Origin of the sequence: Brenneria tiliae (genome assembly GCF_023347575.1) — a bacterium.
Lineage (GTDB): Bacteria > Pseudomonadota > Gammaproteobacteria > Enterobacterales > Enterobacteriaceae > Brenneria > Brenneria corticis.
This window is the reverse complement of the sequence record NZ_JAKPCB010000102.1, coordinates 176,534-200,041: the sequence shown is the minus strand read 5'-3', so window position 1 is coordinate 200,041 and position 23,508 is coordinate 176,534. Positions and strand designations below refer to the sequence as shown.

At 52.0% G+C, this 23,508-nt stretch carries 23 protein-coding genes, 1 tRNA gene and 1 pseudogene; 20 read left to right on the top strand and 5 right to left on the bottom strand.

Annotated features, from left to right (window positions below; all coding sequences use genetic code 11):
* Positions 1–212: 212 nt before the first annotated feature.
* Genes MFP24_RS19600 through MFP24_RS19585 form a run of 4 tightly spaced genes read left to right on the top strand, consistent with a single transcriptional unit; the run spans position 213 to position 4,510 of the window.
* Entirely contained in the window at positions 213–1,811 is a 1,599-nt protein-coding gene (locus tag MFP24_RS19600) for a UbiD family decarboxylase (RefSeq protein WP_249231952.1), read from the top strand.
* Between the two features lie 54 nt (positions 1,812–1,865).
* A complete protein-coding gene (locus tag MFP24_RS19595) occupies positions 1,866–2,825 on the top strand; it encodes an ABC transporter substrate-binding protein (RefSeq protein ID WP_249231951.1) in 960 nt (319 codons plus the stop codon).
* Between the two features lie 42 nt (positions 2,826–2,867).
* Positions 2,868–3,686, top strand: a complete 819-nt coding sequence (locus MFP24_RS19590; RefSeq protein ID WP_249231950.1) for an ABC transporter permease — start codon at positions 2,868–2,870, stop codon at positions 3,684–3,686.
* Positions 3,677–4,510: an ABC transporter ATP-binding protein gene (locus MFP24_RS19585; RefSeq protein WP_249231949.1), complete on the top strand. Its 834-nt coding sequence runs from the start codon at positions 3,677–3,679 to the stop codon at positions 4,508–4,510. The genes MFP24_RS19590 and MFP24_RS19585 overlap by 10 nt, the downstream gene beginning before the upstream one ends.
* A 220-nt stretch (positions 4,511–4,730) precedes the next feature.
* Here the strand turns inward: MFP24_RS19585 and MFP24_RS19580 are convergent, their stop codons facing one another.
* Positions 4,731–5,126, bottom strand: a complete 396-nt coding sequence (locus MFP24_RS19580) for an H-NS family histone-like protein (protein ID WP_136165106.1) — start codon at positions 5,124–5,126, stop codon at positions 4,731–4,733.
* Positions 5,127–5,925: 799 nt separating this feature from the next.
* Between MFP24_RS19580 and MFP24_RS19575 the strand changes: the two genes are divergently transcribed.
* From MFP24_RS19575 to MFP24_RS19515, 13 genes and pseudogenes are all read left to right on the top strand, one after another.
* Positions 5,926–6,144 (top strand): helix-turn-helix transcriptional regulator, encoded by a 219-nt coding sequence (locus tag MFP24_RS19575; protein ID WP_249231948.1) that lies wholly within the window; start codon positions 5,926–5,928, stop codon positions 6,142–6,144.
* A gap of 4 nt (positions 6,145–6,148) precedes the next feature.
* Positions 6,149–7,006: a hypothetical protein gene (locus MFP24_RS19570; protein ID WP_249231947.1), complete on the top strand. Its 858-nt coding sequence runs from the start codon at positions 6,149–6,151 to the stop codon at positions 7,004–7,006.
* Between the two features lie 37 nt (positions 7,007–7,043).
* Positions 7,044–8,042, top strand: a complete 999-nt coding sequence (locus MFP24_RS19565) for a P2 family phage major capsid protein (protein WP_249231946.1) — start codon at positions 7,044–7,046, stop codon at positions 8,040–8,042.
* A gap of 8 nt (positions 8,043–8,050) precedes the next feature.
* The gene (locus MFP24_RS19560; RefSeq protein WP_249231945.1) at positions 8,051–8,560 is read left to right on the top strand and encodes a GPO family capsid scaffolding protein; all 510 of its coding nucleotides are present in this window, start codon (positions 8,051–8,053) and stop codon (positions 8,558–8,560) included.
* Positions 8,561–8,650: 90 nt separating this feature from the next.
* Positions 8,651–8,950: pseudogene (locus tag MFP24_RS19555) on the top strand (ash family protein); the annotation flags it as partial.
* Between the two features lie 59 nt (positions 8,951–9,009).
* Positions 9,010–9,207, top strand: coding sequence for a host cell division inhibitor Icd-like protein (locus MFP24_RS19550; RefSeq protein WP_249232175.1), 198 nt, complete (start codon positions 9,010–9,012; stop codon positions 9,205–9,207).
* Positions 9,200–9,382 carry a hypothetical protein gene (locus MFP24_RS19545; protein WP_249232174.1) on the top strand — a complete coding sequence of 61 codons (183 nt, stop codon included), beginning with the start codon at positions 9,200–9,202 and terminating at the stop codon, positions 9,380–9,382. The genes MFP24_RS19550 and MFP24_RS19545 overlap by 8 nt, the downstream gene beginning before the upstream one ends.
* Positions 9,375–9,611 carry a hypothetical protein gene (locus MFP24_RS19540; RefSeq protein ID WP_249231944.1) on the top strand — a complete coding sequence of 79 codons (237 nt, stop codon included), beginning with the start codon at positions 9,375–9,377 and terminating at the stop codon, positions 9,609–9,611. The genes MFP24_RS19545 and MFP24_RS19540 overlap by 8 nt, the downstream gene beginning before the upstream one ends.
* On the top strand, positions 9,598–10,008 hold the full coding sequence (locus MFP24_RS19535; protein WP_249231943.1) for a DUF5375 family protein: 411 nt from the start codon (positions 9,598–9,600) through the stop codon (positions 10,006–10,008). The genes MFP24_RS19540 and MFP24_RS19535 overlap by 14 nt, the downstream gene beginning before the upstream one ends.
* A complete protein-coding gene (locus MFP24_RS19530; RefSeq protein WP_249231942.1) occupies positions 10,005–12,689 on the top strand; it encodes a DUF927 domain-containing protein in 2,685 nt (894 codons plus the stop codon). Before MFP24_RS19535 ends, MFP24_RS19530 begins: the two co-directional genes overlap by 4 nt.
* A 308-nt stretch (positions 12,690–12,997) precedes the next feature.
* On the top strand, positions 12,998–13,339 hold the full coding sequence (locus tag MFP24_RS19525) for an Ogr/Delta-like zinc finger protein (protein ID WP_009112021.1): 342 nt from the start codon (positions 12,998–13,000) through the stop codon (positions 13,337–13,339).
* 558 nt (positions 13,340–13,897) lie between these two features.
* Positions 13,898–14,467, top strand: coding sequence for an SLATT domain-containing protein (locus tag MFP24_RS19520; RefSeq protein ID WP_249231941.1), 570 nt, complete (start codon positions 13,898–13,900; stop codon positions 14,465–14,467).
* Position 14,468: 1 nt separating this feature from the next.
* Positions 14,469–15,803 (top strand): reverse transcriptase/maturase family protein, encoded by a 1,335-nt coding sequence (locus tag MFP24_RS19515; RefSeq protein WP_249231940.1) that lies wholly within the window; start codon positions 14,469–14,471, stop codon positions 15,801–15,803.
* Positions 15,804–15,806: 3 nt separating this feature from the next.
* On the opposite strand, the gene MFP24_RS19510 is transcribed toward MFP24_RS19515, so the two are convergent.
* The 3 genes from MFP24_RS19510 to MFP24_RS19500 form a co-directional block, all read right to left on the bottom strand.
* Positions 15,807–16,973 carry a tyrosine-type recombinase/integrase gene (locus tag MFP24_RS19510; protein ID WP_249231939.1) on the bottom strand — a complete coding sequence of 389 codons (1,167 nt, stop codon included), beginning with the start codon at positions 16,971–16,973 and terminating at the stop codon, positions 15,807–15,809.
* A gap of 161 nt (positions 16,974–17,134) precedes the next feature.
* A tRNA-Arg gene (locus MFP24_RS19505) sits at positions 17,135–17,209 on the bottom strand.
* A 76-nt stretch (positions 17,210–17,285) separates the two neighbouring features.
* Positions 17,286–18,233 carry a formate/nitrite transporter family protein gene (locus MFP24_RS19500; RefSeq protein ID WP_249231938.1) on the bottom strand — a complete coding sequence of 316 codons (948 nt, stop codon included), beginning with the start codon at positions 18,231–18,233 and terminating at the stop codon, positions 17,286–17,288.
* A 364-nt stretch (positions 18,234–18,597) separates the two neighbouring features.
* Here MFP24_RS19500 and mlaA point away from each other — a divergent pair, with 364 nt between their 5' ends.
* Together mlaA and mqo are read left to right on the top strand one after the other, a co-directional pair.
* Complete coding sequence (gene mlaA / locus MFP24_RS19495; RefSeq protein ID WP_249231937.1) at positions 18,598–19,359, top strand: phospholipid-binding lipoprotein MlaA; 762 nt, start codon at positions 18,598–18,600, stop codon at positions 19,357–19,359.
* 520 nt (positions 19,360–19,879) lie between these two features.
* A complete protein-coding gene (gene mqo / locus MFP24_RS19490; RefSeq protein ID WP_249231936.1) occupies positions 19,880–21,469 on the top strand; it encodes a malate dehydrogenase (quinone) in 1,590 nt (529 codons plus the stop codon).
* Positions 21,470–21,531: 62 nt separating this feature from the next.
* Here the strand turns inward: mqo and fadL are convergent, their stop codons facing one another.
* Complete coding sequence (gene fadL / locus MFP24_RS19485; RefSeq protein ID WP_249231935.1) at positions 21,532–22,797, bottom strand: long-chain fatty acid transporter FadL; 1,266 nt, start codon at positions 22,795–22,797, stop codon at positions 21,532–21,534.
* 391 nt (positions 22,798–23,188) lie between these two features.
* Between fadL and MFP24_RS19480 the strand changes: the two genes are divergently transcribed.
* Positions 23,189–23,485, top strand: coding sequence for a YfcZ/YiiS family protein (locus MFP24_RS19480; RefSeq protein ID WP_136166561.1), 297 nt, complete (start codon positions 23,189–23,191; stop codon positions 23,483–23,485).
* Positions 23,486–23,508: the final 23 nt, after the last annotated feature.

Genomic DNA, 23,508 nt, shown 5'->3' with positions numbered 1-23,508 from the left:
GATAGTTTTTTTTCTCATTTTACAATGGAATATCGGTATGTTTTTTTATGGCTTCTTTGTTTGATTCCATATTGAAAAGCAGGGCATAAATACCCCTTCAGCGCTTGCGCTGCAATATATTGCTCCGCAAGCGATACCGCCACGGATGCCGGGACAAAGATATTCATCAACTCAATTCGTACCCCAATTAATTAAAGTGATAAAGGATAACGATGAAAGATAATGAATCTTTTCGGCAGTTTATCGAGCGATTGAGAAATGAGGGCGAACTCATTGATTTCAGACAGCCGGTAGATATTCGCCATATTGCGACATTGGTCGATCAGTCCGATAAGGCCATCATGTTTCATCATGTCATCGGCTACGATATTCCGGTTGTTTCCGGCATTATCCGTTCGCAGAAGCGGGTCATCATGTCGATGGGGTGTCAGGCCTATCAGGAAATTGAGGGCAAGCTGAAAAAGGCCATCGATAATCCGCTTCCGCCGAGGCAGGTGGCGACATCCCCCATACAGGAGGTGGTGCTTGAGGGAGACGATATCGATTTGTATAAACTGCCGATTCCCATGAGTTCGATCTATGACGGCGGTCCGATGATCACCGCCGGGGTGGTGATTGCCCGCGATCCTGAATACGGCCTCAATTCCGGCATCTATCGTTTTATCGTCAAGGAGAAGGATCTTACCGGTATCGATCTCGTTACCCCAAACAATATGCGGCTGTTCGCCCAGCGGGCGTTCGAGGCCGGAAAACCCTGTCCTATTTCCATTTCGATCGGCACGCATCCCTATGAAATCATGGGCTCGGGATTTCGCGCGCCGCTCGGCGTCGACGAAATGGCGATTGCCGGCGGACTGCGCGAGACGCCGGTCGAGCTTGCGCCCGGCCACCTGATCGACGTGCCCTGTATCGCGGATGCGGAAATTGTTATCGAAGCGGAAATCCTGCCGACGGGATGGGTCTATCCGGAAGGCCGCTTCGGCGAGTTTACCCGGCTGATGGGCGGCCTGCACTGGAACCCGATCGTACGGGTAAAAGCGATCCGCCGGCGCAAGGACGCCATTTATTATGCGCTGCATATGCCGTGGGAGAATACCTGGCTCGCCGCGCCTACCCGCTATACGCAGATTCGCCAGGCGCTGAAGACGGCCGGGGTGGCGGTCAAGGATATCAACGTCACCCTGGGGGGATGCGCCTTCTGGCACGCGGTGATCTCCATCAGAAAACAGGCGGGCGAGGGGAAAAACGCCTTGCTCGCCGCGCTCTCGGTTATGGATATCAAACACGTGGTGGTGGTTGACGACGATATCGACGTCTTCAATCCGGTGGACGTCGAATGGGCCATCGCCACCCGCGTGCAGGCGGACAAGGATCTCGTCGTCGTCAGCGGCGCGCGCGGCAAACCGCTGGATCCCAGCCTGCCGGTGATGCCGCCCGGCGTGGTGCCGACCACGGCGAAACTGGGGATTGACGCCACCATTTCGGAGGGGATCCCCCATGAGCGCTTTGAGCGCATCGCCTACGCCTATGCGGACAGCGCGCGGCTGGAGGAGTATATCGCCGGCAAAGCGGACGTGGGCGGAACCACCGCCGGTGATGCGCAGATCGACGCCGTAGCCGATGAGATCCTGGCCATGATTCGCACCGAGCCGCGTTTCTATACCGACGTCGCCGATGCGCTTGCGCGCTATAACTTCGAAACCGTCGCCCGCGCCCTGGGCAAGCTGCACGCCACGCAACGGCTGTGGCAGGATGCCCGCGGGCGGATGTGCGAACGCGGTTCAGAGTTTGCCGTGCGCTTTCCACAGTAAATACGTCGCTTATTTGCCCTCAACGTCAGACCTTCTTATTTTCAGGGAAATATTATGCTAACGAAAAACGCCATACTTATCGGGGCGCTGGTTGCCATCAGCGGACTGTTTTCGGTTGCCGCCGCCCAGGAGTCCGTCATCAAAATCGGCGCGGCGCAGACGTCGGCCGCGTCGCTGCCGATTATCGTTGCCGACCAGGAGGGGCTGCTTAAAGCCGAGGGGCTTTCCTATGAACGTTTCGATTTCAAAGGCGGCGGTCCGGCGATTCAGGCTCTGGCATCCGGCAGCGTTGATGCGTGCATCTGCGCGGTCGAACATGCGGTTCGCCTGCAGGAAAGGGGACTGGGGGGAAAGGTGCTGGTCTCTCTGGCTGACCGCCACAGCTACGCGCTGCTCGCCGGGGCCGGTTTGACCGCGACGCGTCTCGCGGATCTCAAAGGGCAAAAAATCGGCATCACCTCCGCCGGCAGCCTGACGGATACCACGGTGCGCTACGCCATTCGCCAAATCGGCCTCGATCCGGATAAGGATTTTAGCCTTATCGCCGTTGGCCGCGCCAGCGCGCAGCGGGCCGCCATCCAGGCCGGCGCCATCTCCGCCGGCATGTTCACCACCCCGGATATCCAGATCACCCTCGCCGATAGCGGCAAGTTCAAGATTCTGGAAGATTACCGCACGCTGGCCTACCCCTCGCAGGGGCTGATCGTGACGGACGTCTGGCTGGAGAAAAATCCGCAGCGGGCCGCCGCCCTCTCCCGGGCCATCACCAAGGCGCTGGCGATTATTCATCAGGATCCGCAGGTGCTGACCAGGGCGCTCAAAGAGATGTTCCCCGAGGTTAAAGACGAGGCGCTTATCCGGCAGATCGTCACTGACGTCACCTCCGGTTACCTGTCGACCGATGGCGTGCTTTCTCCGGCGAGCTACGCCACCCTCGGCGAGATTGTTCGCACGGTAACCCCGAACGAGAACGTCTCCTCATACCGGGATATCACCATTAACACGCATCCCTGAGAGGGGGTTTAATGCCTTTCGCAACCATGTTCGGGAGCCGTCATGCCCAAGACAACCCTGCCCGGGAGAACCATAAACGGGCGTAATAATGCCGGCTTGCCCGCGCGGCGTCACGCCGGGTGGCGCTCGGCGCTGGTGCCGCAGATGGCGTTGATTATCGTGCTGCTTTTGCTCTGGGAACTGGCCTCTTACCATCTGTACAATCCGTTCTGGGGCAGCCGCCCCAGTATGATTGCCGAGCGCCTGTTTGAACTGGCGCGCAGCGGCCATCTGTGGCTGCACACCTCCACCACGCTGCTGGAAGCCGCCGCCGGACTGCTGCTGGCGGCGATTGTCGGCGTGCCCGTCGGTATCGGGCTTGCCTGCGCGCCGCGGCTGGCGCGCCTGCTCGATCCCATCATCATGGGGCTGTACGGCCTGCCGCGCGTGGCGCTGGCGCCGCTTTTTATTCTCTGGTTCGGCATCGGCCTGTTTTCCAAAATCACCATGTCGTTCACCATGGTGATCTTTATCTTTATTCTCAATGTGATGGAGGGCATCAGAACCATTGATGCCGACCAGATCGACCTGATGAAATCGATGCGCGCAGGGCGGTTATATATCGCCATAACCGTGCTTTTTCCCGCGGTGGTGCCGTGGATCCTGGCCTCGTTTCGCATCGGCGTCGGCCTGGCGCTGATTGGCGCGGTGGTCGGAGAACTGATCGGGTCCAACCGGGGGCTGGGCTGGTACATTGAAAGCTCCGGCGGCCAGCTCGATACCACCGGGGTGTTCAGCGGTCTGGTGGTGCTTATGGTGCTGGCCATGTGCGCCAATTACCTGATCGGCTTTATTGAAAAGAGGATAATCCGGTGGCGTTAACGACCAATATTCATCAGGAGGCGGTGGGCGCGAGCGATCCCCGGCCGCCAACGGCGCAGCCTTATCGCGCGGAATTGTGCGATCTTCTCGTCGCCTTTCCCCTGGCGGATGGCGCCCAGCTTGAGGTTCTCGCGGGGATTTCGCTGACGGTGGCGGAAGGCGAATTCATTGCCATCGTCGGCCCGAGCGGCTGCGGAAAATCCACCGTGCTGCGCGCGCTTTGCGGTTTGCTGCAACCTTCCGGCGGCATCAGCATGGTGGATGGCAAACCGGTGACGGGCACGCCGCCCGGCGTGGGCTTTATGTTCCAGAAAGATGCGCTCCTGCCCTGGAAAACCGTGAGCGGCAATATTCGCATCGGCGCCGAGCTGGGCGGAATGCCGGCGGAGCAGCGGGACGAGCGCATCGCCGCGTTGATAACGCTTCTGCATCTGGACGGTTTTGAGCATGCCTGGCCGCATCAGCTCTCCGGCGGGATGCGCCAGCGCGTTTCTTTGGGCCGCCTGCTGGCCTACCAGCCCTCTTTGATGCTGATGGATGAGCCCTTTGGCGCGCTCGATTACCAAACCAAGATCGCCATGGGCAAGGAACTGCTCAGGGTGTGGGAGGCGGAACGCCGCTCGATTATCTTCGTCACCCATGATATTGAGGAAGCGGTGGCCCTCGCGGACCGGGTGATCGTCTTCAGCGCCCGTCCGGCGAGCATCATCGCGGATTACCGCGTGACCTTGCCGCGACCGCGCCACCTGCGCGCGCTGCGCGGCGATCCCGCTTTTATCCAACTTACGGAGGCCATCTGGTCCAATTTGGCGCTGCCTTCCTGAATGTCGCGGCGTACTTGGGGGGAAACATGGCTTTAATTTATTTTTAATAAACGCCGCCGTTAACGGCATTAAATTTAACCGGCCGGCGATGGGCTAAATGGCGTATTGAATGCAGGGACGCTTGGTCTGTTATTTAGGGGACAACTATTTAGGATACTACGGGGAAAGGAATATTAGCCGCTAACGATTATTAGCGGCTAAAAAACCGATAGCGGAAACGTCAGATGGCAAAATCTTCCAGTTTTTTGCCGCTTTCCAGAGCTGCGGTTATGGCTTTTGGCGTTCTACCCTGACCGGTCCAGGTTTTTTCATCGCCGTTCTCATCAATATATTTGTATTTAGCGGGACGGGGATGACGTTTTGCTTTGGCCGGTTTAGATTTTACACTTTCCAACAGTTCGGCCGGGTCTATGCCGTCTTCAAGCAATTTAGCGCGAATCGCTTCCAGTTTGGCCAGACGCTCAGCCTGTTCCTTTTGAACCTTGCTTTCTTCTTCACGGCGCTCTTCAACAATGGCGGTGAATTTGCTTAACAGATCTTCAAGCACCTCAAGATCGGTATCTCTGGCCTGAGCACGAAGAGAGCGGACATTATTGAGGATGTTAAAACTCATCATTGGGTTTCCTTATGTTGAAAAGATATTATCAGCATACAAGATATTTTGCGCTAAAACGAGACCGATGTATTGCTATATAAAGATTACTTTGTGTTAAATCTGGATTTCATTCAAATATAACAGATCTGCCATAAGTTATCACCCCATGTCGCTCGCCGGCTAATCAGTTGAATATTTATTTCTCCTATTGTTCACACGCAATTAATTGCTCATCCTCCCTATCATTTAAATGACGGCGGAGATAAACCGAGTTGACTGCAAAAGAAAAACTAAAGGGGATTACTGGCCGGACGATTTTTAGTTTTGGGGATTATTGCCGCCCCAATGACGCCGACGCTACATATAGGGTTAATGCAGGCGTCTGACGCTTTTGCCCGTTGGGGATGATGGCGGTCGGGCGCGTCGGTTGGCGCGTGATGGTGTCCCCGACTGGAATCGAGTTAATTGATTAACTATTTGTTTTTATTTTAATTTTAACTGTTCGAACATTTTATTTATACATGTGGTTATACACTAATAAAAAACTTTATGATTGATGACGATATTATGTATTTACAGTTCTTTACATTAACGTCTCGATAATTATATAGTGATAATGAGTGATAAATAAGACTGAATATTATTGAATATGACCTGGTAGAGTTTTAAATAAACATTCCTTACCTCTACGTAGCAAACCTGCCCTATTTACAAGATATACTCTACATGTAAATCTATATACATCTTACGAACTCCTTTTGAATCTGAATTTATCTCAGGGGGAACGTGTGGCTAAAATAAATATGATAAAGGTGTGGTTATGGATGCTTCTTTAAATAAAAACAAAGAGATACGCTTAATTCGCTTAAAAGATGTAATGGCCAAAACCGGGCTTCCCCGTTCAACTATTTATCACAGAATGAAGGATGGTCGATTCCCGCTTAATGTATCGATCGGGGAAAGAACAGTGGCATGGGTAGAGCAAGAAATTATCGATTGGATTAATAGCAATCTGGTAAATAGGAAAGGCGTGGAGTAATAAAATGAAAAAAATAGAACACTGTAAATACGATAAATCGATGAATGTCATCGCAGCTTATCAGCCAGTTCCGTTTGAGCCTAAATATGGGGATGGCGGTTATGCGATCCGCGTCATTGAGATTTATCGCCTGTTTAAAATGGAGCGCTCATTAGCCGAACTGGAAACCCTGACCGGCTATAACATGCCTAACTACATGTGTGACCCGGACGAAATCAACTTCCTGATTGAACGTGGCACGGCGATTTGCCAGGCCGCAGAGAAAGCTGTATCTGAAGCAAGTAAGGGGGTGATGAGATATTCGTATGATGTTGATTGGGAAAATAAAGAGGTTGCTTATGCAAAAAAATGGCGTATTACCGTCAATGAAGCTATGAAACGTACGCAGGAAAAACGGTTACAGGCACAGGATGATTACGAACGGGCTAAATTAATCTATCAAGCACGATACGGATTATTAGGGTTATTACGTCCTGTCGTAGAAACGATGCTGAAAAAGAATATTAAAGGTTTTATGAATAAGGTGATGGAAAAACTACCAGATGCTTCCTTACCTGAGTATACCTATAAAACCAATTTTTATTCTGACGGCCTAAGTTGTGAATCCCATATTTATGCCTGGTCAGCGATGGATGAATTACAAAAAGCGGTTGAAGAGATATTAAAACGCTGTCGTCACCCCATAGATAAATATGAGTTAAATAATAATGGGATCGCAAAATCTGAACTATGCCGTTTGTATTACGGTCATGACGGTGAACTATTTCGCCAACTCATGCCGGTAAATGATTATGTGAAATTAATGATGGAAACGTTAGAGGCCGAACAATATAAAAATAGCATGATGCGAAACGCACTGTAATTCACAGTATTACCACATTTTTATAAAAGGATATTTTATGCATCACGTTAATGCTCCTGCATTGGCGGGGGAGTTTCATCGCAATTTTACCCGCGGCGCAAGTTATTTAAGCAGCAACAAAAAAACGTTTTCTGTATCAGAAGAGGCAGAAAATAAATTACGCGTCGCCTTACTGGAATCCGGGTGGATGATGCAGGGCATCACCTTGATGGACATGGTGGAAGAAAGCGGCCAGGCGATCACCATTGGGGATAGCAGCCTGCATACCGGGCGTGCGCTGGAGGGGAGATTTAACAAGCCGCTGGCTGTCAACGGTACGCCGTATGTGCTGGTTGAAACGGATTCCTGCGCATCGCTGTCGTATGAGCAAATGTCACTCATTGCCAACGTAGGCGGGATTGACCATTTCACCCGGACGGTGGCGGCGTTTTTCGAACGGGCAATGGCGTTAGATATTTTGCGCATCGGGCTGAATGGCGCGTTTCTCAGCCCGGAAACCAACCCGGCCAAATACCCTAAAGGGGAAGATATCAATCTTGGCTGGCATGCCGTTGCCAAACAATTTAATGGCGGCTCACAAGTGCTGACTAATGCGATCACCCTGGGAAATGGCGGCGATTTCCCGCACCTGGATGCACTGGCCAATCACCTGATCACCCAAAAGATACCGGAGGGCTTTCGTGAAGATCCGCGCCTGGTGGTATTGGTGGGCGCTGAACTGGCCGCTGCGGAACGGCTACGGCTGTTCAATATGGCAGACCGGCCAGCGGATCTCGCCGCCGCGCAGATGGCCGCCAGTTCAATTGCGGGACGCTTTGCCTTTGTTCCGCCGTTTATGCCGGGTAAACGGCTGGCCATTACCACGCTGGAAAACCTGCACGTCTACACGCAAAAACACAGCCGCTATTTCCGGGCAGAATTCATTGATGATCGTTCCGTGTATGAGCATAGCTACTGGCGTAATGAGGGGTATGCGCTGGGGGATGGTTATCTGTATGCCGCTGCCGATGAGCAGGCTATCACGCTGTTGCAGTGAGGGAGCATATGAACGATTCACAGTTAACGACCGGCTGGTTTTGCGTGGCCACCGAAGGCGCAACCATTGACGGGCGCTATATCGATCCGGCCTGGCTGAAAGACATGGGGGCGACCTACAACCCGGCGCACTATACCGCGCTGATTTGGGGCGAGCATAAACGCAATGGCGATAACCTGGGGGAAGTGCTGGCCGCAAAACATGAGGTTATCGAAGGCGAATCCCGGCTGTTTGTGCGCATTCGTCCCACGGCGCAACTGGTCAGCTACAACGAGAAAGGGCAAAAGCTGTTTTGCTCGATTGAGATTGAAGAGGATTTCCCCGAAGCGGGGCGGTTTTATCTCAGTGGGTTGGCGGTAACGGACAGCCCCGCCAGTGTGGGAACGGATCGCATCCGCTTTAGCGCTAATCGGGCGTATTTCTCACGCCGGGAAAAACGCGCCCGCCTCAGCCAGCCGATCCCTTGTCGGTTTTCGCTGGCGCCGTCCGGCTGGTATTCAGCGATATCAGGCGGCTGAACGCAGGCAAAAAAATACCCGGTGCGGTAGGCACCGGGTAACACTCCCTTGTCATCTAACGTCATGGCTCGTCACTGAGCAGGAAACACTATGTACGCGATAACGCACCCGGTCAATCACCGGTATTCGGATAAAAATTGCTTGCTGTCGCCAGAAAATGCGGGGTATAGTCTGCCCGTTGCCGCAAAATCGGCAATCGGGATTTGCAGCCCGTGTAATCTACTGGCGATACCAGACGCCGATTGCGTCTTTTTTTGTATCGTAGCCTTAGCGCACCCATTATTAACGGCACCGATCCGTACCGAATCAATGGTGGCTCAGGCGGGGCAGCTTTCGGGCTGGCCGGTATCCAGTAGAGCCGGTACTGCAAACCCTGTCTGGGCTACCACCATTCAAGAGATTTGCAGCTCTGGTGGTAGCAAGTTTTGCTATCTACTGGAGATTGACGCATGTCAACGACCCCGACCCAAACTCACCCTGAATTTGTCTTTTTATTTCTTGCCGTGCGCCGTGCTGATGTTCACGCCGTCCCGCATCGTGAAACCGTTATTGCCCCGAATGAACGCAGCGCCCGCCGTCTGTTGGCGCGTGACTATGTGCTCGCTTTTGCTGGCCGTCTGCCGGTTGAGGGGGCGCGTCATGTTTGATAACACGCCGCTGGAACTCGAAGAAATCATCGATCAATGCCGGGCGCTGGCGTATGCGCTGGTTGAACTGGAGCAGCCTCAGGCCAAAGAAATTCTGACCTTTGTTCTATGGGAACGGCTGGACAACTTGCACCGCGCTTTTCACCAGCCGGTAGCGGGGGGCGACCATGACTAATTCCCTTTTCCCTTGCGGCTATACGCAGAACGGCGAAGAGCGTATACACCGCGCTTTGCAGGCCACCGAATGTATGGCCGATCTGTTACGCCACCATGCCGATCACCCCAATAAGCCGCTTAATTCGGACGGCCTTGCCGCCATTTTTGAATGTGTTCGTGACCAGATCAATAGCGCGGTAGAAAGCAGCGCATTCTTTGCCGGAGGGGAACGCCATGAGCGCAATTAACACGCCGACCTCACCGGCTTTCAAAATGGCGCTGCTGCGCCATTACATCGCCAGCGCCTTTATTGAGGCCATGACCGCCCAACACGGCCAGGCGGTTTATGTGCTGAACGGTAGCCGTATTCCGCTGACCGCTGACAAGGTGGCGATTAACATCATTCGCCATATTGAAGCGCCCTATATCGACCAGTTCGGCTGTGCGATGGGGCAACCGATGGCGGCGCAGGCGCTGTATGAAATGCTCGAACCGGGCTTTATGCGTGAGGCGGTGCGCCTGTCGGCGTATGGCTACCGCTGCTTATCGGCGGTGTACACGGAGATTGCCAACGGCGCGACGGATGGCGAATTGCCGTCCGGTGCCGTGGTGGAAACGCTGACGGCGGGAGGGAAGGTGCAATGAGCCGACAAAAACTCTCCGAGACGGTGAAGGCGGCAAGCAACCGCTGGGCGCAGATATTACCGGCGCTGGGGATTACGGTTCCGGCCAATGGCAGGCACGGCGCCTGCCCAAAATGCGGCGGCACCGACCGTTTCCGTTTCGATGATAAGAACGGGCGCGGAACGTGGTTTTGTTCGCAGTGCGGCAGCGGCGACGGGCTGGATTTGGTGCAACTGGTCAGCGGCGACGACAACAAAACCGCCGCCGATGCGGTGGCGTCTGTGCTGGGCTTACCGGAGGTGCAACACCCGACAAACCCGCCCGCCAGGAAAGAAGCCGACGAAGCCGAAAAGCGCCGCCAGTTCAGCGCCGCCTATCGCACACTGCGGGCGACCTGCGAAACAGGCGAAAGCACCTATCTGACCAACAAAGGCTTAACGGGGCAGGGCTTGCCGCTGATTAGCCAGGAGAAACACAGCGGCGGCGTGGCATTTCCTGCCGGTTCGTTGCTGCTGCCTTTAACTGATATTGACGGGCAGGTGACCGGGGCGCAGCTAATCAGCCCGTTGGGGGATAAACGGCTGCTGGCCCATTCCACCCTGGCGGGCAGCTTTATCACCCTGCAACCGCTGCCGCTGGATGTGCCGGAGCAGGTCACTATCACCGAGGGCTACGCTACCGCGCTGACGGTGGCCGCATTGACCGAGGGCGTCACGGTGGCGGCGGTTGCCGCCAGTAACTTGCCTAATGTGGCGCAGGCGTTCCGCCAGCGCTGGCCGGATGTGCGGCTGGTGATAGCCGGAGATAACGACTTTGACGACGGCAAGGAAAACACTGGGAAACAGTGGGCGGAGAAAGCGGCCAAAGCGGTGGATGGCTGGGTATCGCTGCCGCCGACGCGCCATAAAGCGGATTGGGATGATTTCAGGCAGGAGCACGGCCAGGAGCGCACCAAAGAGGCATTGCGCGAGGAAATGATTTTGTTTGGCAAGGGCAAAACCCGTCTGCCGCAAGGCTTCCGGCTGACCAAAGAATACCTGTGGTTTGACAAACTGGTGAACAAGTCGGACGGCGATACGGAAATCCGCAATATCAAGCTGTGCAGCCCGGTACGGGTGACCGCTATCACCTGCGATATGGACGGCAGCAACTACGGCCGCCTGCTGGAATGGGAAGATACCAACGGCGTAAGCCGCAAATGGGCGATGCCGATGGAGTTATTAGGCGGCAGCGGGGAAGAGTTGCGCCGGGTACTGCTGGTTAACGGCCTGTCGTACATCAACACCAATGGCCAGGCGCGGGCGCACCTGATGGAATACCTTTCTCTGTGCAAGCCAGACCGCAAGGTGACGTGCGTCAGTAAAACCGGCTGGCACGGCTCGGTGTACGTGCTCCAGGATGAAGTGATAGGCGAGGGAGCGGAATCGGTGATTTTGCAAACGTCCAGCGTTCAGGGGCGGGATTTTCGCACGGCGGGAACGTTGGCTGACTGGCGCGACCAGGTGGCGCGGTATTGCGTGGGTAACGCCCGCGTGGCGTTTGCCGTCAGCCTGGCCTTTGCCGCGCCGCTGCTAAAGCTGGTCGGCGTAGGCGGGGGTGGCTATCACCTGAAAGGGGAATCGACGGACGGCAAAACCACCACCATGAAGGTGGCGGCATCGGTGTGCGGCGGCGCGGATTTTTGGCACACCTGGCGCTCAACCGGCAACGCGCTGGAAGGCACGGCCAGCCGCCGTAACGATGCGACGCTGATGCTTGATGAAATCCGCGAGGTAGACGGACGGGAAGCCGGGAATATCGCCTACATGCTGGCCAACGGTCAGGGCAAGGCCAGAGCCAGAACGGACGGCAGCGTAAGGGAAACGAACCGCTGGTGCCTGCTGTTTCTCTCCACCGGGGAACTGTCGCTGGTTGAACATGCCGCTAATGCCGGGGAACGCACCTATGCCGGGGTGGAAGTGCGCATGGTGCAAATCCCCAGCGATTCGGGCAAATACGGCGTGTTTGAAGAGTTGCACGGCTTTTCGGGCGGTAAGACGCTGGCCGAACATTTAGAGCAGGCGGTGACGGAATACCACGGCGCGGCGTTCCGCGAGTGGTTGCGCCACTTGACGGCGGATTTGTCCGGCATGACGGCGAAAGCCAAAGCGCTGCTGAAAACATACACCCGCGAGTTAACCCCAGCGGAGGCGGGCAACCAGGTGGGGCGGGCGGTGACGCGCTTTGCCCTGGTGGCAATGGCGGGCGAACTGGCCACCGAAGCGGGGATAACCGGCTGGCCTGCCGGGGAAGCGCTACGAGCGGCAAAAGTCTGTCTGGATGCGTGGATGGTCGATCGCGGCCATGTGGCCAATCAGGAGGAAGCCGCCGCGCTGGAGCAGGTGAAAGACTTTATCACCCGTAACCAGTTCAGCCGCTTTGCCGACTGGCACAACGAATACAGCCGTCCGGCCAATATGGTGGGCTTCCGGCAAGTGGTCAAAGGCCATAACACCGAGGATGCGGTAACCACGTTTTACGTGCTGTCGTCGGGCTGGAAAGAAATCTGCAAAGGGTTCGACGCCAAGAAAGTGGCGCAGCTTTGCGCCAGGGCGGGGTATCTGGATTTGCCGGAAGATGCTGCTCGGACACAGAAAAACATCCGCCTGCCAGAAATAGGCGTCAAGCGGGTGTACCAGTTTAATAGCAGCGTATTGGGGTAATACTCTCGCGTGAATCTTATTTTTCTGAGGTAACAGAGGTAACACTGGTAACAAGTAGACGGAACAAGGGCTGAACGTGTTACCAGTGAATAAAGGTCAGTGGTAACACTGGTAACAAAAAGCAGTTTGTTACCGCTGTTACCAGTAATGAAAATTCAGTGGTAACAGAGAAAAGTCTTTTATATCAAAGCTGTTACCAGTGTTACCGCTGTTACCACACGCAGAGAAGATAAACATATTAAAAATGGCCGTCCGTTAAGGCTTTATTTCTGGCGGGCGGGGTTAACAGAATGGAAGGAGTGAGCGACATGAGGATAATGCGTGTTTACTGCCCGGAATGCGGCACGGTGGCCAGGGTGAAGAAAACCCATCGGAAGCACCCGCATATCTCTGATATTTACTGTGCCTGTACCGATGTGGAATGCGGGCATACCTTTGTGATGAATATGACGTTCTCACATACCCTTAGCCCCAGCGCCAAAACCCACGGGCATGTGATCAAGAGCGTGATAGACGGTATCGCGCCGGATAAGCGCAAAGAGATGATCGACATGCTGAGGCAGGCGCAGGAGGACGACAAAAAGGCCGAAAACGTGGACGAGCCGGAAAATTCCCTGGTTGTGGTGCGACGTAAAATTGGGGAGAAATAAAGCGCGTAACGCCGCATTGACCGTTCTCATTTTTTCAGTTATTCCAACATCACAACTCGTCTGTAAGCCCCGTCCGGCAAGGGATTGCCGGAACGGCGGCGCACTGTCTTTCTCGCCTAATTTTTTTCATCATGCCACGCAAAATCGCATTGTGTATTTAAATTCAAAGAGATAGCGTAATTTTTTGCCGATTGTAGAATTGACGAAAAACGACAAAACTGAAAAAAGCTGAGATTTGTTTCAATGATTTCAGTTGGCACCGGAGCGCACCAGCCCAGCCACGGCGCGGGCTAGCGGGTTGGTTTGTAGAAAATGAAAACTGAAAAAATTTTATGATCCGAAAACCGCAGGCGGGTGCGGTGTAGTGCCGATTTTGTCAGTTTTTGGTTTTTTTTAATTAAAAACAGTAGTATCATTTTTAGTGAGGCGTATCGCTTTGCGATCATCCAGCCCACTGGGTGCAACTAATTTTGGGAGGCTTGTCCTCTAGTTCTACTAGTCTGTTTACAGGCGTTACACGATACTACTTAAGGCGCCTCGGCCTTCAAGGGGTGAATGATGAGTGATTTTTCAGATAAGATTTGGTGGACTAAGAAAGCCAGAATAAAAACTGAGGTACGGCTTCTAAATCTAAATTTTTACTCTCAATTTTTTCTATTGTGGTATTCAATATTTTTGGTTTGTTATTCAATTTATACTTTGGTATTACCAGTTGGCACAATAACTCAAACCGAGTCTGCAACAATGGTTGCGCTTTCTGTACTGGTTTTGGTAGCAACATTATTTATAAATAATATGGATTTCAAAGGAAGAGCTTTGTTAGTAAAACAGTGCTATGAACAACTCAGCATTATTTATACTAGATCTCGTGGTGAGAATCCTGACTATGCTCTTTTGGATAAAGATTATCAAGCCGTCCTATCCATATCAGAAAATCATCAAGAGAAAGATTTTTATTTAGCAGTGGTTGATGAATATAACAATGCGAGCGATAAAACTAAAGTAAGTAAAGCACCATCTGATAAAATGGCATGCAAAGTTAATTTTATAAAACTGAGAAATTCTACATCTATAATATTTCTATTTTTCTTCCCGTTTTTGGCTGTTTGGTTATTAAGGGTCGCATGAAATGAAAGTTGTAGAGGTTTTTGATTCACATTATAACGTTGATTATCTTAAAGATATATATTTAAAAAAAGTGTCTCTTTCGGCCGCAACTGGCATTGATAATATGTCTCACCAATTGCTTTGGCCAATTTTAGATGAGCAATTAGAAATTATTAATAGGAAAGTGTTATCATCTAATTATATTTTCAGTAAATATAAACTTAAACTTATTAGTAAAGGGAGAGGGAAACCTCCACGAGAAATATCAATACCAACAATAAGAGATAAGATTGCGTTAAAAGCGCTATGTAATTTTTTGCAATTAAAGTATCAAAATTTAATTAGTTTTAAATTGCCTCAAAATATGATTAGAGAGTTAAAGGCGGAAATCTCTTCCAATAAATTTAATTCATTTATAAAATTTGATGTTGCTAATTTTTATCCATCAATCGATCACGTAAAACTTATCAGTAGATTGAGAAAAAACATTCGTGATGAGCGTATATTGAAATTAATTGAAAGCGCTATAAAATCTCCTACAGTATCTAAAGCGAGTAAAAAAGATAAGCCTTCAACTATAGGGGTTCCTCAGGGTCTTTCAATCTCCAATATTTTGGCTACGATCTATCTATCAAATATAGATAAGTACTTTTCAAATAAAGCGGGGATTAAATATTTTAGATATGTTGATGATGTGTTCGTCCTTTGTGATAAAAAGGATGTGCAAGAAATATCTCGAGATATAATTAAAAGATTCAGAATGATAAAACTAAAAGTTTATGACCCGCAGAAGGAACCTGAAAAATCAAGCGTTGGGCTATTAGGTAAAGATAGTTTTGGATACCTGGGATATTATTTCAATAATAATACTGTGTCAGCACGAGCGGGATCTATAGAACGACTTCGTGAATCTTTATTGGCGATATTTACAGGTTATAAACACTCTAAGCTAAAGAGTGAAGAGTTCTTGGAATGGAGGCTTAATTTAAGGATTACGGGCTGTATCTTCCAGAATAAATCTAAGGGATGGATGTATTTTTTTTCAGAAATGGATGATAAAACACTTCTTCATCAACTTGATGACTTCTTAAAGAACCTATGCGAAAGATTCAATGTGAATGTTAATTTGAAATCCTTTTTACGTACTTACTTTCAAATAAAGCATAATAGACGAGAGACAAAATATGTCCCTAATTTTGATGAGTATACAGAGGATCAAAAAACATTTGTACTAAATCATTATTTTCAGAAGAAAACAGAAAATATGACTTCATTAGAAATTGATTATCATTTTAAGAAAAGAATTTCAAAACAGGTTAAAGAGATTGAAACTGATGTTAAAGATGCAGGTTACTAAGGCTTAGTTGAAAACCTTTTTAGCATACCATTGAAGCATTTCTTTCCTACCTGATAAGTACTGCGCATGATTATAAGTTCCACGGATGGAATTTTTATCAACATGTGCAAGTTGGGTTTCAATCCATGCGCTGTTAAATCCATGTTCGTGCAAAATGGTACTCATGGTATGCCTGAAGCCATGACCGGTAAGCCTGCCGTGATAACCCAACATCTTGATCACTTTATTAATGGCGGCATCACTCATCGGTTTTCTGGTGTCATTTCGGCCAGGGAAAACCAGTTGATAATATCCCGTAAGCACTTTCAGTTCTTTCAGAATAGCAATTGCCTGCGTGGATAGCGGCACCAAATGCGGGCGGCGTTTCTTCATACGTTCTTTGGGGATCTCCCATAGTGCATTCTCTAAATCAAACTCAGCCCATTCAGCCGAGCGTAATTCAATGGTTCTTACTCCGGTCAGCATTAAAAGCTGAGTAGCATATTTGGTGATCTGGCTTCCTTGGTAATTATTGAGTGCCTTAACAAAGTCGGGTAGTTCACTTTCGGTGAGGAACGGGAAATGATTGCTCTTTGGCTTGTTCATGGCGCTGGCCAGATCCGGTGCTGGGTTATACATAGCGCGACCCGTTACCACCGCGTAGCGGAATACTTCACCACAGCGGCGTCGGATCTTACTGGCTTGCTCTAATGCCCCGCGTTTTTCGATCTTTTGCAGAACGGACAAGAGTTCAAGCGGTGTGATCTGGTCTATCGGGCGTTTACCCAGGAACGGGAAAATTTCTTTTTCCAGATAGTGTATAACTTCTTTGGCATATCCTTCTGACCAGGTAGCGAGTTTTGAGGTGTGCCATTCTCTCGCTACTACTTCAAAGGTGTTTTCCGTAGAGAACTGCAAAGAGAGCTTATTCGCTCTACGGGCGTCGCTGGGATTAATACCGTTGCCTAACATGGCTCTGGCTTCATCACGTTTCTTACGAGCGTCGGCAAGGGACACGGTATCGTAAGTGCCAAACGAAATGAGTTTAGGCTTACCGGCGAATCGATAGCGGAAGCGCCAGCCCTTTGTCCCTTTGGTATCAATCAGTAAAGACAGCCCGTTGCCGTCATTGAGTGTGTAGGGTTTGTCTTGGGCTTTCGCCTTCTTTATTTTTAGATCGGTTAGCAGCATGTGTATAAGAAAAAGATCGAACTGAGTGTATACACGATTCTATACGCATATGTGTATAGCTTCTACAAGATTTTATGGCATCAGTTAAGACAGGGGTTTGATTGTATTTATTGTTTTTAAAGGATTTTTTAGACGATTGGAGAGTGTATAAGAGAGTGTTCTGGTGTCCCCGACTGGAATCGAACCAGTAACTAGCCCTTAGGAGGGGCTTGTTATATCCGTTTAACTACGGGGACTTAGCGCGGAGCCATTATACGCATTTTGGCTCCGATAATAAGCACCTGACCGCTCGTTTGCTCAAAGTGTCAGCACTCAGGCCGCTTTTTTACCCGTCGTCGGTTTTTTCCCGCCGTCCGTCGGCGCTTTCTTGTTTTGGCCGCTCATGTCGTTACGGATTTGGGCATGGCTTATCAGGGCGAAAATAAAGGTGCCGCCGATAATGTTGCCGGCCAGCGTCGGCAGCGCAAAAGGCCAGAGAAAATCCTGCCAGGCGATTTGACCGATAAACACCAGATAAAATATTTCCGAGGCGCCGGCGACAATGTGGGTGAGGTTGCTGAAGGCGATCAGCCAGGTCATGATGATGATGATCCATATTTTGGCTGAACCGGAGCGGGGTAGCATCCACACCATGGTGGCGATAATCCAGCCGGACACCACCGCGTTGGAGAACATTTCACCCGGCGAGTTTTTCATCACTTTCAGGGAAAGCTCGATTAACGCATCGCGGGTGGCGCCGTCAAAAACGGGCATATGGGTGAATGCCAGCGCCGCCAGCGCCGTACCCGCCAGATTGCCGCCCAACACCAGCCCCCATAGCCGGGACAGCAGATAAAAGTTATGCCGCGCCGGGTTTTGCATGATAGGCAGTACTGCGGTCACGGTGTTTTCGGTAAACAACTGCTGGCGCGCCATAATAACGATGACGAAACCAATGGTGTAGCCAAAGCTTTGCAGCAAAAAAGCGCCGGGTACGCCCACCAGATTGATGTGCAGCATACCGATGGCCATAAACGACGTCCCCATGGACAGGCCCGCGGCGACGGCCGACCAGAACAGCGCCATGGCGTCACGCTCCAGCTCTTTCTGTCCTTCCTGGCGGATCTCTTCATGGATGGCGGCGGCGGGCGAGGGCAGGATATTTTCATCAATCTCGATTTCTTTTCCCTGGCTTTTTTCTTCGCTTTCCACTTCGTTATCATCATTCCGTGGCTTGGCTTTTTCCTTATGGATAGGCTTTTTCGCTGACGGTTGGTTCATCTCTGTTCCCTCTGTTTTTCTGCTGATGGTTATAGCGTAGCCATTTTCAACATATCCGGTAGCGGCGGTCGTCCGGCGGCAGGCTATGCTATGATTTTGTCATGCTGGCGGGGGGAGCGTGCGTCGGGCGCGGTGAAATCGAGCGGACCGGCCGTATTTTCCCCGTGGAGGGAGTATTGAGAGTTGTCTGACAATTGTGCGAAAAGACAGGAATACACAAGCCGAAGTAGAAGCGAAGCAATAAAATGTTACACTGTTGGCCGATATTCCGCCCTTGCTTTTCAGCCGGTTGGACTGGGCGCAGCCAACGCACCTGTGGCTTGACGTATGACGGGTAGAACGTAGATAAACAGGGAGAACAGATATGAATTACCGCCTGAGTGGGGTGGTGTTTGCCAGCGTATTGCTCGTTGGCTGCGCCAGTTCCGGGGATCGCTCTCAAGAAGGGCGTTCGGACCCGCTTGAAGGTTTCAACCGTTCCATGTTCAGCTTTAACTACAACGTGCTGGACCCTTATCTGGTAAGGCCGGCGGCCGTGGCGTGGCGTGATTACGTGCCGACGCCGGCGCGCAACGGGCTGAACAACTTTTTTGGCAACCTGTCCGAACCCGCGGCAATGGTGAACTACTTTGTCGAAGGTAAGCCGTACAAGGCGATGATTCATTTTAACCGTTTCTTCCTCAATACCCTGTTGGGAATGGGCGGTCTGATTGACGTGGCGTCAATGGCGAACCCCAAACTGGCAAAAGAGGAGCCTCGCCGTTTCGGCAGTACGCTGGGTAATTACGGCGTAGGATATGGGCCGTACGTGGTGTTGCCCGGCTATGGCAGCGTCACCATCCGTGAAGACGGCGGCGGTTACGTCGATACGCTCTATCCGGCGCTGAGCTACCTGACATTCTGGATGTCGGCGGGTAAATGGGTGCTGGAAGGTTTGGAAACGCGGGCGCAGCTGCTGGATTCCGACGGAATACTGCGTAACTCTTCCGATCCTTACCTGATGGTGCGCGAAGCCTATTTCCAGCGGCATGATTTTCTGGCCGGCGACGGGCAGCTCACCGCGCCGATAAATCCCAATGCGGCGGCGATTGAAGACTCGCTTGGCGAGATTGACTCCCCCCAGTAGCGAGGCGTTATTGTCGTGCCGACTAAAGGCGCCCGCGGGCGCCAGGGGGTGCTGACAGAGTCGCCTATGAGCCTGAGATACCCGGGCCTACCGTACCGAGGGGCTCTCCGGCGGCTTACGCCGCTACGACCCCTCGCCACGCTCTCCCTAATAACGAACTTTGTCAATGACCTGCGGGCGCCTTTAGCTTTTATAAAATGCTGCTAAACTTGTTTCCCATTGGGGTATTAGTCGGTTTGTTTCGTAAAAGTTATTGCATTGTTGATTGTTTATTTACTTACAAAAATTTCTTTTCTCCTCCCAGATAACAATAATGTTGCGTCGCCGGCCAGAGCTGATGCCCCTTATGATGCTGAAAAGAGTCAGCCAACTGATTTTTTTGTTAAAAACCGCATTAACAAAAAGGTCATGAAATGATGGTTTTTCGATATGAAAGGAGCAGGGTCTTGCTGACGACAAGGGATGTCCGAAAAGTCTATTTGCCTGCAATTATAAAAATTCAATGAATAGAGATAAAAGCATGAAAAAACTACTCACGATGATTTTATGCCTGAGCATGGTTGGGGTTGCCCCACTGGCGACGGCGCAAGAAAACGGCACCGCGGACAAAACCACGGATGTGGTGCTGATTGGCGGCGGTATTATGAGCTCGACGCTCGGCGTCTATTTGCAGGAGCTTCAGCCCGACTGGTCGATCGACATGATCGAACGTCTGGATAATGTCGCCGAAGAGAGCTCCAACGGCTGGAACAACGCCGGCACCGGCCACTCCGCCTTTATGGAGCTGAACTACACGCCGGAGCCTGAGAATGAAAGCGACCCGGTCAATATCAGTAAAGCGGTAGAGATCACCGAAGCCTTCGAGATATCGCGCCAGTTCTGGTCGCATCAGGTTAAAAACGGCGTGCTTCACGATCCGCACTCCTTTATTAACAGCGTGCCGCACATCAGCTTTGTGTGGGGGGATGAAAACTCCCGCTTCCTGCAGCGCCGCTATGAAGCGATGCAGCACAGCACGCTATACCGCGGTATGGAATTCTCCAACGATCCGAACATCATCAAAGAGTGGGCGCCGCTGATTATCGAAGGCCGCGACCCGGCGCAGAAAATCGCCGCCACCCGTATGCCCATCGGCACGGATGTAAACTATGGCGAAATTACCCGCCAGTTGGTGGGTTCTCTGCAGAAAAAGCAGAATTTCGCCCTGCATCTCAATTCTGAAGTGCGCGATATCAAACGTAATGCGGATAACACCTGGAGCATCACCTACGCCGATCTGAAAAACGGCGAGAAAGAGAGCGTGGTCAAGGCCAGGTTTGTCTTTATCGGCGCGGGCGGGGCGGCGTTGCAGCTGCTGCAGAAATCCGGTATTCCGGAAGCTGACGGCTACGGCGGTTTCCCGGTCGGAGGCGAGTTTCTGGTAACGGAAAATCCTGAAATAGTGAAACGCCATCTGGCGAAAGTCTATGGCAAAGCGTCCGTCGGCGCGCCGCCGATGTCGGTTCCGCATCTGGACACCCGTATTTTCGACGGCAAGCCGGTGCTGCTGTTCGGGCCGTTCGCCACATTTTCCAGCAAGTTCCTGAAAAATGGTTCGCTGTGGGATCTGGTCGATTCGGTTACCCTGTCCAACGTTTTACCCATGGCGAAGGTGGGGCTGGATAATTTCGATCTGGTTAAATATCTGATTAGCCAGGTGATGATGGATGACGACGACCGTTACGCGGCATTGAAGGAATATTTCCCCGACGCCAAGAAAGAGGACTGGAAACTGGTCATCGCCGGACAGCGCGTACAGGTCATCAAGAAAGATGGGGATAAAGGCGGCGTGCTGAAGCTGGGCACCGAGATTGTCAGCTCGCAGGATGGTTCCATCGCCGCCTTGCTGGGGGCATCTCCGGGCGCGTCCACCGCGGCGCCGATCATGCTGAGCCTGCTGAAAACGGTCTTTAAAGATAAGGTCGCGACGCCGGAATGGCAGGCCAAGCTGAAGGAAATTATCCCTTCCTACGGCCAGACGCTGGACGGCAATATTGAATTGACCAATAAGATCCGCAGTTACACCAGCGGCACCCTGCAGTTGAACTATATTGAAGTAAAACCGGAATAACGGCGTGTTATAGCGTTGATAAGGCCGCGCAAGCGGCCTTTTTTCGTTGATGAAGCGCGGGTTTAGAACGCGTAGTTGAGGTTGACGCCATACAGCCAGGCCTTGCCTTCAGAGCTGTAGGTATAGGTGTTTGCCCCCACGGGATCCGACTCGCGGATGGTGACTTTCTTACCGTGCATATAGGAAACCCCGACGTCCACCGACGCGTCTTTATTAAAGGCGTAGGTGGTGCCGGCGCTCAGCCAGAAACGGTCCTGATCCGGAATGGAGACGGAGCGCTTGTCGGCGGGAACCGGGCTGTCGTCAAAGGCGATGCCGCCGCGGAAGGTCCAGTTATCGTCATGATAATAGGTGGTGCCCAGGGCGATACGGTAGGCGTCGCGGAAACCTTCTTCTTTCTGGAATAGCGTCCGCCCATTATTACCCGTAGCTTTCAGCTCCTGGAACTGACTCCAGCTGGTGTAGGCCAGGCTGTAATGCACCGCCCACTTGGGCGCCACGCGATGGTAGGCCGACGCTTCCCACATTTCCGGCAGATTCAGCGTCAGTTTGCCAGGGATGGTCGCTCCCCCGGTGCCGCCGATGGCGGCAGGGATGTCGTTGCTGTAATCGCCGTTAAAATCGATATCGACTTTGGAACGGTAGGTCAGGCCGTAGCGGTTGTTTTCATCCACTTCATACAGAATACCGGCGTTCCAGCCGTAGCCCCACTCCTTCCCCTCCAGGCGAGAGATTTCGGAAGAGGGCTGTAAACCAAGCGCCGGCGCCAGCTCCCCCGCATGGCGAACGATTTTCGCATCGGCGTACACCGCATTTACCCCCAGACCAAAGCTGAAGTGCTGATTGAGGCGATACGCGGCGCTCAGGTTCAGGTTGGAGGTCACCAGATCGGTCTGTCCGCCGATGGAGCCCGCGACGTAATTGTCGTTGAATTCCGTCGCCAGACCGTAATTGGTCACCGCCGAGGCGCCGATGGCCCACCGGTCGTTAAGCGGCATAACAAAGTGCAGGTTCGGCACCCAGGCATGGGGCGCAATGTTTTTGGCATCGGCGTTTTGACCGGATGAGCTTGAACCGTTCAGATCAATATCCGGGTTGATATAGGTCACGCCGCCGGAGAAAGAGGGACGATCAAACAGCGTCATGGTCGCCGGGTTACGGCTGCCGGAGGCGGCGTTATCCGCGACGGCGCCTTCACCGGAAAACGCGCGTCCCAGACCTGACGATGAGTATTCGTTGAGCTGGAAGCCAGCCGCGGACGCGTTTGCTGAAACCAGTGCCACTGCAACAGCAAATGCGGATTGTTTTAACCGGTTTTTTTGGCTCATGACCAAAACCTCTTTATGTGCTCGTGAGTTAACTTTGTTACATGAGGTAACAAGGGACGCGCATTGTAGGGGGCGCTCTCAATCTGGCAAATCGGACCAGTTGCCAAAGTATATGTGGGGAATATTTAAATGTTGCATGTATGTAGTTAAAATATGTCTTAATTGATACAGAAATAAGATCTGCTTAACATTTTGGTTGATTTTAACGGCGAGAATTAGCGAGATTTTACCCTGCTATAACAATGGAATGTGACGGCTCTCACTAAATGCCCCGGCGGGCAGTAAGTTCTAGTGCTGAACTGAACCGGTGAGTAGAATAGAACGGAAAGTAAGCTTTTTTGAATCGGATCATAGCCGTTGTACAGATCTCTGCCGTATAGAGGAAGAAATGATGACAAACGCCATAAACAAATGTTCTGCCGAAGAAACCGCCGCCTGCTGCTGCGTGGACGTTGGCACGGTGATGGATAACACCGATTGCACCGCGTCTTACAGCAAAGTCTTTACCGATCGGGCCGAGGCCGAGGCAACGCTGCAAGCGCTGACGGATAAAGCCCGTTCGGTGGAGTCGGACCCTTGCCAGATCGACAGCCGGCTGGAAAGCGTGGACGGCGGCGTGAAGCTGGACATTGATTTCACCTTCAGCTGCCAGGCTGAAACGATGATTTTCCAGCTTGGGCTACGTTAAGCGGCCTTATTGCATGCTCGCCG

Bases quoted from the DNA above. Each gene is read 5' to 3' on its own strand.
- MFP24_RS19600 (WP_249231952.1), top strand. From the start codon at position 213: ATGAAAGATAATGAATCTTTTCGGCAGTTTATCGAGCGATTGAGAAAT.
- MFP24_RS19595 (WP_249231951.1), top strand. From the start codon at position 1,866: ATGCTAACGAAAAACGCCATACTTATCGGGGCGCTGGTTGCCATCAGC.
- MFP24_RS19590 (WP_249231950.1), top strand. From the start codon at position 2,868: ATGCCCAAGACAACCCTGCCCGGGAGAACCATAAACGGGCGTAATAAT.
- MFP24_RS19580 (WP_136165106.1), bottom strand. From the start codon at position 5,126: ATGATGAGTTTTAACATCCTCAATAATGTCCGCTCTCTTCGTGCTCAG.
- MFP24_RS19575 (WP_249231948.1), top strand. From the start codon at position 5,926: ATGGATGCTTCTTTAAATAAAAACAAAGAGATACGCTTAATTCGCTTA.
- MFP24_RS19570 (WP_249231947.1), top strand. From the start codon at position 6,149: ATGAAAAAAATAGAACACTGTAAATACGATAAATCGATGAATGTCATC.
- MFP24_RS19565 (WP_249231946.1), top strand. From the start codon at position 7,044: ATGCATCACGTTAATGCTCCTGCATTGGCGGGGGAGTTTCATCGCAAT.
- MFP24_RS19560 (WP_249231945.1), top strand. From the start codon at position 8,051: ATGAACGATTCACAGTTAACGACCGGCTGGTTTTGCGTGGCCACCGAA.
- MFP24_RS19550 (WP_249232175.1), top strand. From the start codon at position 9,010: ATGTCAACGACCCCGACCCAAACTCACCCTGAATTTGTCTTTTTATTT.
- MFP24_RS19545 (WP_249232174.1), top strand. From the start codon at position 9,200: ATGTTTGATAACACGCCGCTGGAACTCGAAGAAATCATCGATCAATGC.
- MFP24_RS19540 (WP_249231944.1), top strand. From the start codon at position 9,375: ATGACTAATTCCCTTTTCCCTTGCGGCTATACGCAGAACGGCGAAGAG.
- MFP24_RS19535 (WP_249231943.1), top strand. From the start codon at position 9,598: ATGAGCGCAATTAACACGCCGACCTCACCGGCTTTCAAAATGGCGCTG.
- MFP24_RS19530 (WP_249231942.1), top strand. From the start codon at position 10,005: ATGAGCCGACAAAAACTCTCCGAGACGGTGAAGGCGGCAAGCAACCGC.
- MFP24_RS19525 (WP_009112021.1), top strand. From the start codon at position 12,998: ATGAGGATAATGCGTGTTTACTGCCCGGAATGCGGCACGGTGGCCAGG.
- MFP24_RS19520 (WP_249231941.1), top strand. From the start codon at position 13,898: ATGAGTGATTTTTCAGATAAGATTTGGTGGACTAAGAAAGCCAGAATA.
- MFP24_RS19515 (WP_249231940.1), top strand. From the start codon at position 14,469: ATGAAAGTTGTAGAGGTTTTTGATTCACATTATAACGTTGATTATCTT.
- MFP24_RS19510 (WP_249231939.1), bottom strand. From the start codon at position 16,973: ATGCTGCTAACCGATCTAAAAATAAAGAAGGCGAAAGCCCAAGACAAA.
- MFP24_RS19500 (WP_249231938.1), bottom strand. From the start codon at position 18,233: ATGAACCAACCGTCAGCGAAAAAGCCTATCCATAAGGAAAAAGCCAAG.
- mlaA (WP_249231937.1), top strand. From the start codon at position 18,598: ATGAATTACCGCCTGAGTGGGGTGGTGTTTGCCAGCGTATTGCTCGTT.
- mqo (WP_249231936.1), top strand. From the start codon at position 19,880: ATGAAAAAACTACTCACGATGATTTTATGCCTGAGCATGGTTGGGGTT.
- fadL (WP_249231935.1), bottom strand. From the start codon at position 22,797: ATGAGCCAAAAAAACCGGTTAAAACAATCCGCATTTGCTGTTGCAGTG.
- MFP24_RS19480 (WP_136166561.1), top strand. From the start codon at position 23,189: ATGACAAACGCCATAAACAAATGTTCTGCCGAAGAAACCGCCGCCTGC.